This window comes from Streptomyces sp. NPDC006208 (assembly GCF_040613775.1).
Taxonomy (GTDB): domain Bacteria; phylum Actinomycetota; class Actinomycetes; order Streptomycetales; family Streptomycetaceae; genus Streptomyces.
Genome location: NZ_JBEXSW010000028.1, coordinates 66906 through 80724, shown reverse-complemented (window position 1 = coordinate 80724; position 13819 = coordinate 66906). Strand labels below are relative to the sequence as shown.

Below are 13819 nucleotides of genomic sequence, written 5' to 3'. Positions count from 1 at the left end.
AGAACACGCACTGCTCGCACTCACCGCCGGCATCGCCGTACGCGGCGCGTCACCGCTTCGGGAGGAGCTTGTCCGTCCACAGCGGACGACACATGGCAAAGGCAAGGAGGTCCACCCACTCCTTGCCACTCTCAACATATAGCGCACCAGGGAGCTTGCGGCAACAGCGGGGTCGTGCCGCAGAATCGTCGGCCGAGGCCAGGACCTGCGGAAATCAGAGATTCGCGGAGTGCGTGTGCCGTTGTCGGTGTACGGGTCACGCGGGGACGTCGAACCGCCGGCGGGACTTGCGGTGCGTCGCGGGCCCTCGGCACGGAGGCGCGGGCGTGCGCGCCGCCGGACTGCGCGGAGCGGCCGGCCGAAATTCAACATTGTCACATGGGGGTTGTCATGATTGACGTGATCGTGGTCGGCGGCGGACCGACCGGCTTGATGCTCGCCGGCGAGTTGCGGCTGCACGGGGTGCACGCGTTCGTGCTGGAGAAGGAGGCGGAGCCGACCGCGTACGTCCGCGCGCTCGGCCTGCACATGCGCAGCGTCGAAGTGATGGACCAGCGCGGTCTGCTGGAGCGGTTCCTCGCGCACGGCGAGCAGTTCAGGGTCGGCGGTTTCTTCGCCGGCATCAGCAAGTCGTGGCCTGACCGGCTGGACAGCGCACATTCGTACGTCCTCGCCATCCCGCAAACCGTCACTGATCGTCTGCTGGCCGAGCACGCCACCGAGCTCGGCGCCGAGATCCGGCGCGGCTGCGAACTGGTCGGGCTGAGCCAGGACGAAGACGGGGTGACCGTCGAGCTGGCCGACGGGACGCAGTTGCGCTCGCGCTACCTCGTCGGCTGCGACGGAGGCCGCAGCACGGTGCGCAAGCTGCTGGGCGTCGGCTTCCCCGGCGAGCCCAGCAGGGTCGAGACGCTGCTGGGCGAGATGGAGCTGGCCGTGCCGCCGGAGACGGTGGCCGCCGTGGTGGCCGAAGTCCGCAAGACTCAGCTTCGGTTCGGCGTCGGACCCTTCGGGGGCGGGGTGTACCGCGTTGTCGTGCCCGCCGAAGGGGTGGCCGATGACCGCTCGGTCCCACCGACCCTCGAGGAGTTCAAGCAGCAGCTGCGGGTGTTCGCCGGCACCGACTTCGGCGTGCACTCACCGCGCTGGCTCTCCCGCTTCGGCGACGCCACCCGGCTGGCCGAGCGTTACCGGACCGGCCGGGTGCTGCTGGCCGGCGACGCGGCGCACATCCACCCGCCGACCGGCGGGCAGGGGCTCAATCTCGGCATCCAGGACGCGTTCAACCTCGGCTGGAAACTGGCCGCTGAGGTCAACGGCTGGGCGCCGGAGGGTCTGCTGGACAGCTACCACGCCGAACGGCACCCGGTGGCCGCCGACGTGCTGGACAACACCCGCGCGCAGATGCAGCTGATGTCCGTCGAGCCTGGTCCCCAGGCAGTGCGCCGGCTGATGTCGGAGCTGATGGACTTCGAGGAGGTGAACCGGTACCTGATCGAGAAGATCACCGCGATCGGGGTCCGCTACGACTTCGGCGAGGGGCATGAACTGCTCGGCAGGCGGCTGCGGGACGTGGGGCTGAAGAAGGGGCGTCTCTACGAGCTGATGCGCTCCGGCCGCGGACTGCTGCTCGACCAGACCGGCCGGCTCTCGGTGGCGGGCTGGGCAGACCGGGTCGACCACGTGGTCGACGTCAGCGAGGAACTGGCCGTGCCCGCAGTGCTGCTGCGGCCGGACGCCCATGTGGCGTGGGTCGGTGAAGATCAGCAGGATCTGCTCAGCCGGCTGCCCAAGTGGTTCGGTGCTGCCGTCAGCTGAGCGCGCAGCTGTGGCTCGACGGGCGGGACCTGTCTCCGCCGGGTTCGGCGCGGTCAGGTGCCGTACCCCGCCAGGACCCGCGCCAACACCGGTGGTGGTGGTTCGGCGTCGCAGTCGGCTCCTCTGGCGGCGAACATCATGACCAACCGCAACGGACGGCTCGACCGGGATGCGAGGTGTTCGTCGCCAGGGGCGACCTGACCGGCCTTGAACCTCCCGGCTCAGAACGTGGAACAAGGCAAGACGTGTTGAGCGTGGAGAGGGCCGCCCGATCGCACCTGCGCGGCCGGGCGGCCCTCAGTGATGCGCCTGGGTCACCAGGTGTGCGCGACGTCCACTATCAGCTTGTCGCCGGACTGCAGCACGCGGAAGGGGAGCTTGGCTCGTACGCCCAGGCCGACCTGGGTCTGCCCTTCGAAGCTCGCCCCGAACTTGGTGTCCTTGAACGTCTTGTAGCCGGTGATCTTCACGCCCGGCAGCGGCTGCGCAGCCTTCCCGGAGTACGTCGGCTTGCTCGTCGCCGGGTCGTAACTCGGCGCCGACACGAAGATCTCCAGGATCGCGCCGCCCTTGACCGGGATCTGTTCGCCGGAACCGTCCTGGTGGAACGCGGGCACGTAACCGACGTGGTAGCCGATCTTGCCGCTCACGCCTTTCACGTCGAAGACCATGCGGTCGTAGCAGGTGTTTGAGCTGGTCGTGATGTTCCTCAGCGGCTTGGAGGCCGTGTCCGTGGCCGACTTGACACCGCTGCCCCAGGCGGTCGAACAGGCCTCGGCCGAGGCACCCTTGTCCATGTGACCGGTCGTGGCGCCGGCCGTCCCGGCCGTGCCGACCAGCCCGGCACCCGCCAGCAAGACCGCTGCGGCCGTGGTTCCTAACTTACGCATGACATACCTCGGAGAAGGTTGAGTGAAGATCCGTACGGGGCGGGATTGCCCCGTCCGTGATCTTCACCCTTTCGTCAGCCCGGGCCGGCCCTCATCCGTGTTAGTACTCAAATCGGTTGTGAGTACTAACAACTTGGTCTGGCGGCAAGCAGCTCCCCTGCACCCCCGCATCCCGCGCAGATCTGAAGGATGCCCGCCTTCCTTTCCGCTGCCGGGACGGACCGGTGCCGCTACGCGCCGCCTTCCGGGCCCCGGTCGTCGTGAAGGACAAGAACTCTGGATGCAGCAGTCCGGTGCAGTGCGTCCACCGTGGTCATCTGGTCCTTCGCCCGGTCCTTGAGCGTGTCGAGCCGTGATGCCTCGAAGCGGCCGGACCCGGAGGCCAGCGGAGTCAGCGCCTGCCACAACTGCTGCTTCCCCTGGATGCCCAGCCGCAGGGTCTCCAGCTCGATCAGCGTGCTCAGGCCCGAGCGGTGGTAGAGCCGGCCGTTCGGCTTGAGCCGGGCCACCTTCTCGCCGGCCCAGCCCCCGTAGACCTTGTAGCGGTGAGGGCGCACCTCGAGGAGCTCCATCAGGTCGAGAAGACTCTCCCGGTCCTCGGTGATGTCGTCGGCGAGGCGCTGCAGCTCCCTCGCACGCGCCGACGAATGATGGGCGCGGGCAATGCGCCGGGACAGCTCGACTCCGGCGGTGGCGCCTGCCAAGTGATCGTTCAGATAGATCTGCAGGGATTTGTGATGCATTATTGGATCATTCCTCGAACGGGAGCTCAGTCACGGAATCCATGACGTGTTCCCTCTTCGGTGGTACGCGAGGCGCGCACAGCCCGAGGCGACGCGGGAACGCGTCCGTCCGACGCGGAGCCGGACGTGGGACCCGGGCATCCGGCCGCCGGTGGGGCAGGGCCCTGTCGAGAGGGGGGCGTCCACGAGATATCTTGATGTCGAGCAATGTTGCAGACGTGGAGCGGAGCACCGGTGACTGACTCGACCATCATCTATACGCACACTGACGAGGCCCCGGCCCTGGCGACGTATTCGTTCTTGCCCGTCGTCCAGGCGTACGCCTCGACGGCCGGCGTCAGCGTGGAGACCCGTGACATCTCCCTGGCGGGGCGGATCATCGCCAGCTTCCCCGAGCGTCTCGAGGTCGGGCAGCGCATCGACGACGCACTCGCCGAGCTCGGTGAGCTGGCCAAGACTCCCGGGGCGAACATCATCAAGCTGCCGAACATCTCGGCCTCGATCCCGCAGCTGAAGGCCGCCGTCGCCGAGCTGCAGCAGCAGGGCTACGCGCTGCCCGACTACCCGGACGACCCGAAGACCGACGAGGAGCGCGACATCCGCGCCCGCTACGACAAGGTCAAGGGCAGCGCCGTCAACCCGGTCCTGCGCGAGGGCAACTCCGACCGCCGCGCCCCCGCGTCGGTCAAGAACTACGCCAAGGCGCACCCGCACCGCATGGGCTCCTGGTCGGCCGACTCGAAGACGAACGTCGCGCACATGACGGCCGACGACTTCCGCTCCACCGAGAAGTCCGTGGTCGTCCCCGAGGCCGGCTCGCTGCGCATTGAGCTGGCGGGCGACGACGGCACCACCACCGTCCTGCGTGAGTCGGTACCGGTACTCGCGGGCGAGGTCGTCGACGCCTCCGTCATGCGGGTCGCGGTGCTCCGTGAGTTCCTCGCCGCGCAGGTGGCCCGCGCCAAGGCGGAGGGCGTGCTGTTCTCCGTGCACCTCAAGGCCACGATGATGAAGGTCTCCGACCCGATCATCTTCGGTCACGTGGTGCGCGCCTTCTTCCCGAAGACGTTCGCCGAGCACGGCGAGACGCTCGCCGCGGCCGGTCTGACCCCGAACGACGGCCTCGGCGGCATCCTCAAGGGCGTGGAGTCCCTGCCCGAGGGCGCGGCCATCAAGGCGTCCTTCGAGGCCGAGCTCGCCGAGGGCCCCGCCCTTGCGATGGTCGACTCCGACCGCGGCATCACCAACCTGCACGTGCCGAGCGACGTCATCGTCGACGCCTCGATGCCGGCCATGATCCGCACGTCCGGCCACATGTGGGGCCCGGACGGGCAGGAGGCCGACACCCTCGCCGTCATCCCCGACAGCAGCTACGCCGGCATCTACCAGGCGGTCATCGAGGACTGCCGCGCGAACGGCGCGTACGACCCGTCGACGATGGGCTCGGTGCCGAACGTCGGTCTGATGGCACAGAAGGCCGAGGAGTACGGCAGCCACGACAAGACCTTCGAGATCGCCACGACCGGCACCGTGCGGGTCCTCGACGCCGACGGCAACGCCGTGATCGAGCAGACCGTCAGCGCCGGCGACATCTTCCGCATGTGCCAGACCAAGGACCTGCCGATCAAGGACTGGGTCAAGCTCGCCGTCACCCGCGCCCGCGCGACCGGCGACCCGGCCGTCTTCTGGCTCGACGAGGGCCGTGCGCACGACGCGCAGCTGATCGAGAAGGTCAAGGCGTACCTGACCGAGCACGACACCGACGGGCTGCAGATCGAGATCATGTCGCCGGTCGACGCGATCACGTTCTCCCTGGAGCGGATCCGCCGCGGCGAGGACACGATCTCGGTCACCGGAAACGTGCTGCGTGACTACCTGACCGACCTCTTCCCCATCCTCGAGCTCGGCACCAGCGCGAAGATGCTCTCCGTCGTCCCGCTGATGAACGGTGGCGGCCTGTTCGAGACCGGCGCCGGCGGTTCCGCGCCCAAGCACGTCCAGCAGCTCGTCAAGGAGAACTACCTCCGCTGGGACAGCCTCGGTGAGTTCCTCGCGCTCGCGGTCAGCTTCGAGCACCTCGCGCAGACCACGGGCAACGCACGTGCCCAGGTCCTGGCCGACACGCTCGACCGCGCGACCGGCACCTTCCTCAACGAGGACAAGTCGCCGAGCCGCAAGCTGGGTGGCATCGACAACCGCGGCAGCCACTTCTACCTGGCCCTGTACTGGGCACAGGAGCTGGCGAAGCAGACCGATGACGCCGAGCTCGCCAAGGCGTTCGCCGCGCTGGCGGAGACGCTCGCCGCGCAGGAGCGGACCATCGTCGACGAGCTGATCGCGGTACAGGGCTCGCCGGCCGAGATCGGCGGTTACTACCAGCCCGACGTCACCAAGGCCTCGGCCGTCATGCGTCCCTCGGCGACCCTCAACCAGGCGCTCGCGACCCTCGCCTGACCCGCATCCGGGGGCGCTCCCCGGCGGCACCTGTTCCGCCCCGGCCTGCATCCGCAGGCCGGGGCGGACGCGTCTTCGTCAGGCTCCGGTTCTCCGGACTCAGGCCCGGCCGCCCTCGCTGCCCACCCGTCACGCGTGACGGCGTGAGCGGACGACGGCATGACGGAAGGCGGCACGACGGCCCCTGTCGCTCCAGGGCCGTCGTGCCGCCTTCCGTAGATGTCAGTAGCGCTGCACCAGCGGTGTGCCGGCGAACCTGGAGCCCGAAAGACCCAGCGTCGCCTCGTACGCCTTCTCGTGGTCGCCGCTCTGGTCGTGCGCCTCGATGGCGTCCGCGACCGCCTCACGCAGCGCCTTGTCGTCCTTGGCCATGCCGATGCCGTAGGGCTCCTCGGTGAACCGGTTGCCGACGACCCTCAGGTCGTCCGGACGCTGGGCGGCGTAGCCCATGAGGATGGCGTCGTCCGTCGTGACCGCGTCGACCTTGCGCTCGAGCAGCTGCTGGACGCACTCGGAGTACTTGAGCGTCGCGACGGTCGTGGTGTTGTAGTCGGGCTTCTGGATCTCCCGGAGCGCGGTCGCGCCCTTGACCGAGCAGACCGTCTTGCCCTGGAGCGAGAAGGGCCCGCTGATGGTCCGGTCGTCCTTGCGGACGAGCAGGTCGGCGCCCGCCATGAAGTAGGGGCCGGCGAATCCGACGACCTTCTTGCGCTCCTCGTTCATCGTGTAGGTGCCGACATACAGGTCGATGGCACCACCCGATATGGCGGCCTCGCGCTCGCTGGTGACGAGGGTCCGGAATTCGATCTTCTCAGGTGAGAAGCCGAGATCCGCGGCGACCATCTTGGCGATCTCGATGTCGAAGCCGGACCGCGTACCGTCCTTCTCCTCGAAGCCGAGGTACGGCTGATCGTTCTTGACACCGATGACGAGCTTGCCCTTGCGCTGGGCACGCTCCAGGGTCGGGGAGTCGAACGTGACGTTCTTGGCGACCGCGTACGTGGGCAGCTCGGGCCGGTCCAGGCTGCTCGGGCTGCTGCTCTGCTCGTCCGTGGCCCCGTCGGAGCTGCCGCCACAGGCGGTTGCGGTGAGGGCGACCACAAGGGCGATGGCCGCGGACGCGGCAGATTTACGCGGCTTCATGGTGGAGCATCCTTCATCTCAAGTGATCACCCGGCGGTACGGGAGGCGCCGTCGAGCCGGGTCGCCCGCAGCAGGGACGGCGCTCGGGCGGCCGCCGACATGCCCGTCATCGGCTCCGGGCTCCGCCCCCTCGAATGGAAGGACACTACGGACGAAGCCCCCTCACCGTCACCAGATCTGAGGTGAAATTGAGCATCACATTCCGGATACGGTGATCACTCGGCCCCAGGGGTGATCACCTGGGCCGATGCCGTCAGGCGCGTCCGCGGCGCCACTGTTCGACGACCGCCTCGACGTCGTACGGCCTCAGCCCCAGCGGAGGGCCGGGTGGTGGGCGCAGCATCATCGCCGAGATCTTCTCGTTGATCTCCGCGATGACGCGCCGCACGGCCTGCTCCGAGGGTGCGGCGGCCGCCTTCTCCAACGCGTCCTCCGCCTCCTTGCGCAGAGCGAGAGCGGGCGGCAGCGCCGCGAAGCCCTCGCGGTGCATCTTGCTCTTGATCCACCACAGCTCGTCGTACGGCTCCCCGCTGTCCGGCAGAGGCTTGCCCATCCCCGGCAGATCCCTGAACGCGCCACGCTCCGTGGCCGTGCGGATCTGGCGATCGACCCAGGACTCGAAACTGACGCCTTTCGGCTTGCGCTCGGTCATACGTTCCAGCCTAGGTGTCCGGTCACCAGGGACGGGCCGGGACGGCCCTTCTGAACCCGCTGACAGTGCCGTGCCACGTGATGCCGTGAGCGTCACTTGCGCAGCCGGGTCTGCGACGGGCCGCCGACCGGAGCGGAGGCGCCCGTACGGCGTCCGATCACGTCGGCTGGTTCCGGCAGGTCCCGGTGCACCGACGGTCCACGGCCCGCCGCTCGACGGGTGCGGCAGGCGCACATGCAGGCTCTTCGCCGGCCGGCGGGTCACGTGAGGCGGCGAACGAGCGGACAGAGCGACTCCAGGGAACCGGTTCGTGTTCATCAACGAGCCGCAGCGGAAGGCCTCACCGGCCGGCAGGGAGCGCCGAGCCGGTCCCGAACAGGCGCAACTCCTCGTCGAGGATGGGCTCGACATCGGCGCGGCCCCGGGCGGCAGATGCGGACCGCTGTCCATGCGCCTCCCGGCCGACGTCGGAGCCCGCGCCGAACTCGAGCCCCGTGCCCAGGCGTTGGAGCGCGATGGCCGTGTGTCGCAGCGGCTGCCTCCCGAGAGGGGCCACCGGTGATCGAGCGCTCCCGGGCGCTCGCTATGATCACGCGTGGCAAGGCTGTAGCGCAGAGGTCGTCGCGCCCTAGCTTCAAGCTGGAGGACGTCGGTTCGAATCCGACCGGCCTTGCCACTTCTTGTTGTGGATGGAGAGTCGATGGCGTCGGTTCGTCCCGGGCGGACTGAGGGCACTGCCGTCCTCGTCGAACCGGGCACCGGCGATGGACCGGTGGAGTGGTGATGACGCAGCCGACACCCGTACGCTGCCCCGCGATCGAGCACCCGGACATTGCGCTCGCCGACCCGGCGGGCCTCGCCCCGCTGCTCGGCCGGCTGGTGTCCACGCGTCCCGTCGAGGCCGACGAGGCGTTCGAGCTCGGCACGCTGCGCGCGGACGGGCGGGTCGACCTGTGCAAGCAGGGGCTCGGACCCCGCGGCGCGGCGAGGCTCATGCCCGTTGCCGCCGCCTCGCCGCACGCCGTGCATGTGCTGCTCGGCACCAACGCCATCGGTGACGAAGGCGCCCGGACCGTCGCCGGCGAGCTCGGGGCAGGGCACGGTCTGCGGACCCTGTATCTCGGATGCAATCGCATCGGCCCCGACGGCGCCGCGGCCCTCGCGAACGGACTGTCGTCGGACGACACCGTCCGCGCCCTGTGGCTCAAGCGCAATCCGGTCGGCGACGACGGTGTCCGTGCCCTCGCGCGCATGCTCCGCTCCAACACCGCCCTGCGGACACTCGACCTGGTCAACAGCGGGATCACCACCGACGGCCTCGGCGCGCTGCTCGCCGCTCTCAGCGCACGCCCCCAGCCGGTGGAGCGCCTCTTCCTCGGCGGCAACGGCCTGGCCGCCGACGCCGCGCCGCTGCTGGCCGCCCTGATCCGCGAGGCGGGTGTCCGCGAGCTGTACCTGCCGGCCAACCATCTGGGCGACGAGGGCGCTGCGGTACTTGCCGCCGCCGCCGACCCGGCCCACCCGGTCCGCCTCGGACTGGGCGGCAACGGCATCGGCCCCGCCGGTGCCCAGGCGCTGGCCGACGCGCTCGGCGGGATCGAGGCGCTCGATCTGGGCCGGCCGCCGTCGGAGCGGAGCCTCGGAGCCAGCGCCAACCTCACCGGCGACGCCGGAGCCACCGCACTGGCCGCCGCGTTGCCGGGCAGTCCGCTGCGCCGGCTGGAGCTGTGCCACACCGGTCTGACCGGGCGAGGAGCGAAGACCCTGCTGGCGGCCGTCACCGACAATTCGCGCCTGGAGTACGTGGGTCTGGGGCCCGGACTGCCGCGCAGGGTGAAGCGGTCCATGACCCTTCGGCTGCGTCCGGCCGGCCGGACGCACCCCGATCTGCGCGCGATAGGAAGTGTCTACCGGTGAGCCGCCGTCCCGAGCCGTACTGCTTCCCCAGGGACGAGGCGTCGAGCTGGGAGCGGATCCGCCGTTACGCGGTGCCCCGGTGGATGATCGAGCGCGCGACCGAGCGCCGCCTCGCCGGCGACTGGCAGGGCGCGTGCGCGGCAGCCGGCGTCGACATCGCGTTCGATCCGTCCGAAGTCGCCCGCGAGTACGGCGAGCCGGTCGCCGAGGCTCTCGAGGACGATCTGCGCCACCTCGCTCCGGACCTGCTGCGCTGGCACCTGCCCCGGTGGCTGGGCGGACGGACGACACTCGCCACGGATCGCACCGTCGTCCTCGCCGGCTACGGACCGCCGGCCCGGGAGGGCGGCAGCCCGGGCACGCCGTACCTCCACGTCACCACGCCCACCATGATCGACGGACCGCAGCGGATCAGCCTGAGGTTCCAGGCGGTCGAGAGTGCCCAAGCACCCGGTGTCTTCGCCCGCGACACCGACGACTGGACGACGGCGCGGCATCTGTGGGACACACGTCGCGCCGCCGAGCTGCGCCAAAGGTACGGCGGAGGAGACAGGGCACCGTTCTTCCGCACCGACGGAGGTCTGCTCGAGGCGCACGAACTGCCCACCGCCGAACCCGGCGCCGGCGACCCGGCCGCACGCGCCGAGTGGGTCGCACTGATCCAGCAGAACGGCACGCTCGCCGAGGCGTTCGCCGCCGCGGGCATCGAGCTCGACCTGACGGCGCCGGCCGCGTCGCGCTGGTACCGGGTCGACCCGGAGGCCGCTCTGCGGAACCTCGCGCTCGATCTCACCCGTCTGGAGCCCGAGGTCCGCCGTCTCGCGGACGCGGGCGTCGGTGACCGCTTCCAGATCACCGACGGCTGGCGAAGCTCCGCACTGTTCGAGCTGACGGATCGTGGCCCGCTCGGCAGGCTGAAGGTGAGGGTCGTCGAGCGCAAGGACGCCCAGGATGTCGCCGTACTGCCCGAGGCCTTGTGGCGTCGGCTGCCCGACCTCGACCTGCTGCGGACCGGCGGGATCGCACCGGAGGGCCTGCACCCGCTGGTGGCTGCGGCGCTGTTCCCCGACCTCGTCCCCGAGGGTCCTGCCGGCCCGCCCGGGCCCGGGAGCCCGGCACCGGTCCCCGTCAGGTGCCGTGGCGAGTGGCACGAGGTGGCCTTCCGCGGCGGTCGTCTCGACATGCCGCACAGCGAGGAGGAGCAGCAGCGGGAACGCGCGCTGCGCGCCTTCGGAGGGGCCGTCGCCGGATGCTTCGCCGTGCAGCAGGCCGCCACCTCGGGAACCGGCCGGTTGCCGAAAGCGCTGCGGGCCCAGCGGCGTGAGCTGTTCCTGCGGGCCCAGCACGGCGACACCCCGGGAGTTCTGGAGCTCCTGGACGCGGGTGTCGACCCCCGGGTGCGGGACGGCGGCGGGCGCACCCTGCTCCATGTGCTGCACCTGCTCGACCACGAGCCGCTCCTGCCGCGGCTGCTGTCGGCGGGACTCGATCTCGAGGCCAGGGACCACCGTGAGCGCACCCCGCTGTTCGTGGCGGTCAACGATGCCGGCTCGAAGGCTCTCGTGGAGGCGCTGATCGAGGCCGGGGCCCGGATCGACGTGGTCGACCAGACGGAGCTGTCACTGGCCCAGGTGGTCCGCAAGTACCACCGGGCCGACCTGAGCTTCCTCCATGACCGGGTGCGGGCGGAGCACCCGGGCATCGGCGCCGACTGGTGGGACGAATGGCGCGAGGACGAGGAGGACCGGTGAGCGTGGACCGTAGCCTGCGAAGCCCCCTGGCTGCCGCGGACGACCTCAACCGCCGGCTGAGCGCAGTCCGTACGGAGCCCTCCGGCCATGCCCAACTGGAGGCGCTGGCACTGGCCGTGACGGCCAACCAGCCCGTCCTGCTGTGGGGCGAGCCCGGCATCGGCAAGTCGGCGGGCATGGAGCAGCTCGCCGACGGGCTGGGTCTGCCGCTGGAGACGGTCATCGCCAGCGTGCACGAGCCCTCCGACTTCGCCGGCCTGCCGATCGTCGGCGACGACCCGGCGACCACCGGCGTTCCGATGGCACCGCCGGACTGGGCGGTGCGGCTGGCCCGGGCCGGAGGCGGCCTGCTCTTCTTCGACGAGCTGTCCTCAGCGCCCCCTGCCGTCCAGGCGGCCCTGCTGCGCGTGGTGCTCGAACGCCGGGTGGGCAGCCTGGTCCTGCCGGAGCCGGTGCGGATCGTCGCCGCCGCCAACCCGCCCTCCAGCGCCGCCGACGGCTGGCACCTCACGCCGCCGCTGGCCAATCGCTTCGTCCACCTCGACTGGACCCACGACCCCCGGACGGTCGCACGCGGCATGGCCGGTACATGGCCGAAGACGGCCGTCCCGGTCGTCGATCCGGCCAGAGTGCCGGGCGCCGTCGCCCGGAGTCGTGGCGCGATCTCCGGGTTCCTCACCGCGAGACCCGGGCTGGTGCACCACATACCCGCCGATGCCCAGAGCCGGGGCCGGGCGTGGCCCTCGCCGCGTACGTGGGAGATGGCGCTGCGGCTGCTCGCGGCCGGATACGCGACCGGTGCCGGCCGTGAGGCGGTGGCCGCGGCGCTCACCGGAGCCGTCGGCGACGGGGCGGGCATCGAGCTGCTGTCCTATCTGGAGCATCTCGACCTCCCGGACCCCGACCGGGTACTCGCCGATCCGGACTCCTTCGCCCTGCCCGACCGCGGCGACCGGCAGCTGGCGTTTCTCATCGCGGTGGTCGCCGCGATCCAGGGCGACCTCACCCGCAAGCGCTGGGAGGCGGGTTGGGCCGTGCTGGCGAAGGCCGTGGACGCGGGCGTGCCCGACGTGGCGGCCCGGGCCGCCGTCGACCTCGCCGCGATGCGCGACACCGACTGGCCCGTGCCCCAGGGCATCGACGGGTTCCTGGAGCTGCTCCAGCTGTCGGGCGCCCTGCCCGGCAGCGACTGAGGGCGGGCATGGCGCGCAGCGGTGCCGCACTGGACATGACCAAGCTGCTGGCCGCCCGCTTCCGGGCGGCCGGCGACCGGCCCTATCTCGCCTCCGCGCTCTACGCCCTGACCGTTGTGGCGTCTGCCGAGGTACCGACGATGGGGGTGGACCGGCGCTGGCGCTGCTATGTGTCTCCCGCGTTCGTCGACGCCACGCCCGTCGCGGAACTCGCCGGCGTCTGGGTGCACGAGGTCGCGCATCTGCTGCGAGACCACCACGGTCGCGCCGACCGGCTGCCCGCCGCCGACCAGCGCGACTGGCACCGGGTCAACGTCGCCCAGGACTGCGAGATCAACGACGATCTCCTCGCCGACGGACTGCGACTGCCCGCCGACCGGGTGGAACCCGCCCGATTCGGCCTGCCCGAGGGGCAGTTGTTCGAGACGTACCTGGCCGGCCTGCCGCCGCTCCCGCGATCGCACGACTGCGGCTCGGGCGCCCACGGCCGGCCGTCACCCTGGGAACTCGACGAGTCCGCCGGTCCCGCATGCCTCGGACCGGTCGAGGCAGAGGCACTGCGGCGCCACACCGCCGAGGCGATGCGCGCCCATCGCCGCAGCCGCGGCACCCTCCCCGCGGGCTGGCAGCGCTGGGCCGACGAGCTCCTCGAGCCCACGGTGGACTGGCGCCGGGCCCTGTCCGGAGCGGTCCGGGAAGCGGCAGCGTGGGCCGGGGGTGCCGTCGACTACACCTACAGCCGCCCCTCGCGCCGGACCCCCGCGCTGCGCGGAGTCGTGTTGCCGAGTCTGCGCCGCCCGCTGCCCCGCGTGGCCGTCGTCATCGACACTTCGGGTTCCATGGGCGATGCCGAAATCGCAGCGGCTCTGGCGGAGGTGACGGGGGTCCTGCGCGAGGTGGGCGTACGGGGCAACCGTGTCACCGTGCTGGCCTGCGACGCCGATGTGCATGCCGTGTCCCGGGTCACCGCCGCTGAGCAGATCACGCTGGCCGGTGGCGGTGGCACCGACATGCGCGTCGGTATCGGCGCCGCGCTGGCGACGGCCGACCGGCCGACCATCGTCATCGTCCTCACCGACGGCTTCACGCCCTGGCCGGACGAAGTGCCGTCCTGCCGGCTCATCGCCGCCCTCGTCGGTGACGCGGCACCCACTCCTCCTGCCTGGGTGGAGACGGTACGCGTCACCGCGTGACGGGCTGCGCCCCACTGCGGGCGCCGCGGAACGGAACCGTCCCGGGCGGCACATCGTGGTAGCTC

11 protein-coding genes are annotated in these 13819 nt (G+C 70.9%); 7 read left to right on the top strand and 4 right to left on the bottom strand.

All coding sequences use genetic code 11. The features are described from left to right. Positions 1-390: 390 nt before the first annotated feature. Positions 391-1818 carry a rifampin monooxygenase gene (rox, locus tag ABZ208_RS23190; protein ID WP_356911362.1) on the top strand — a complete coding sequence of 476 codons (1428 nt, stop codon included), beginning with the start codon at positions 391-393 and terminating at the stop codon, positions 1816-1818. A gap of 314 nt (positions 1819-2132) precedes the next feature. Here the strand turns inward: rox and ABZ208_RS23185 are convergent, their stop codons facing one another. Together ABZ208_RS23185 and ABZ208_RS23180 are read right to left on the bottom strand one after the other, a co-directional pair. Then, on the bottom strand, positions 2133-2708 hold the full coding sequence (locus ABZ208_RS23185; RefSeq protein ID WP_356911361.1) for a hypothetical protein: 576 nt from the start codon (positions 2706-2708) through the stop codon (positions 2133-2135). Positions 2709-2938: 230 nt separating this feature from the next. Then, entirely contained in the window at positions 2939-3451 is a 513-nt protein-coding gene (locus tag ABZ208_RS23180) for a hypothetical protein (protein ID WP_356911360.1), read from the bottom strand. Between the two features lie 234 nt (positions 3452-3685). Between ABZ208_RS23180 and ABZ208_RS23175 the strand changes: the two genes are divergently transcribed. Next, positions 3686-5905 (top strand): NADP-dependent isocitrate dehydrogenase, encoded by a 2220-nt coding sequence (locus tag ABZ208_RS23175; protein ID WP_356911359.1) that lies wholly within the window; start codon positions 3686-3688, stop codon positions 5903-5905. Positions 5906-6127: 222 nt separating this feature from the next. Here the strand turns inward: ABZ208_RS23175 and ABZ208_RS23170 are convergent, their stop codons facing one another. Together ABZ208_RS23170 and ABZ208_RS23165 are read right to left on the bottom strand one after the other, a co-directional pair. Next, positions 6128-7048, bottom strand: coding sequence for a glutamate ABC transporter substrate-binding protein (locus ABZ208_RS23170; RefSeq protein ID WP_356911358.1), 921 nt, complete (start codon positions 7046-7048; stop codon positions 6128-6130). A gap of 253 nt (positions 7049-7301) precedes the next feature. Further along, positions 7302-7700 carry a DUF1992 domain-containing protein gene (locus ABZ208_RS23165; RefSeq protein WP_356911357.1) on the bottom strand — a complete coding sequence of 133 codons (399 nt, stop codon included), beginning with the start codon at positions 7698-7700 and terminating at the stop codon, positions 7302-7304. Between the two features lie 310 nt (positions 7701-8010). Here ABZ208_RS23165 and ABZ208_RS23160 point away from each other — a divergent pair, with 310 nt between their 5' ends. The 5 genes from ABZ208_RS23160 (at position 8011) to ABZ208_RS23140 (ending at position 13754) form a co-directional block, all read left to right on the top strand. Further along, the gene (locus ABZ208_RS23160; protein WP_356911356.1) at positions 8011-8262 is read left to right on the top strand and encodes a hypothetical protein; all 252 of its coding nucleotides are present in this window, start codon (positions 8011-8013) and stop codon (positions 8260-8262) included. Positions 8263-8483: 221 nt separating this feature from the next. Beyond that, positions 8484-9617: a gala protein gene (locus tag ABZ208_RS23155; RefSeq protein WP_356911355.1), complete on the top strand. Its 1134-nt coding sequence runs from the start codon at positions 8484-8486 to the stop codon at positions 9615-9617. Further along, a complete protein-coding gene (locus ABZ208_RS23150) occupies positions 9614-11368 on the top strand; it encodes an ankyrin repeat domain-containing protein (RefSeq protein ID WP_356911354.1) in 1755 nt (584 codons plus the stop codon). Before ABZ208_RS23155 ends, ABZ208_RS23150 begins: the two co-directional genes overlap by 4 nt. After that, positions 11365-12561: an AAA family ATPase gene (locus ABZ208_RS23145; RefSeq protein ID WP_356911353.1), complete on the top strand. Its 1197-nt coding sequence runs from the start codon at positions 11365-11367 to the stop codon at positions 12559-12561. The genes ABZ208_RS23150 and ABZ208_RS23145 overlap by 4 nt, the downstream gene beginning before the upstream one ends. A gap of 8 nt (positions 12562-12569) precedes the next feature. Next, complete coding sequence (locus ABZ208_RS23140) at positions 12570-13754, top strand: VWA-like domain-containing protein (protein WP_356911352.1); 1185 nt, start codon at positions 12570-12572, stop codon at positions 13752-13754. Positions 13755-13819 lie beyond the last annotated feature (65 nt).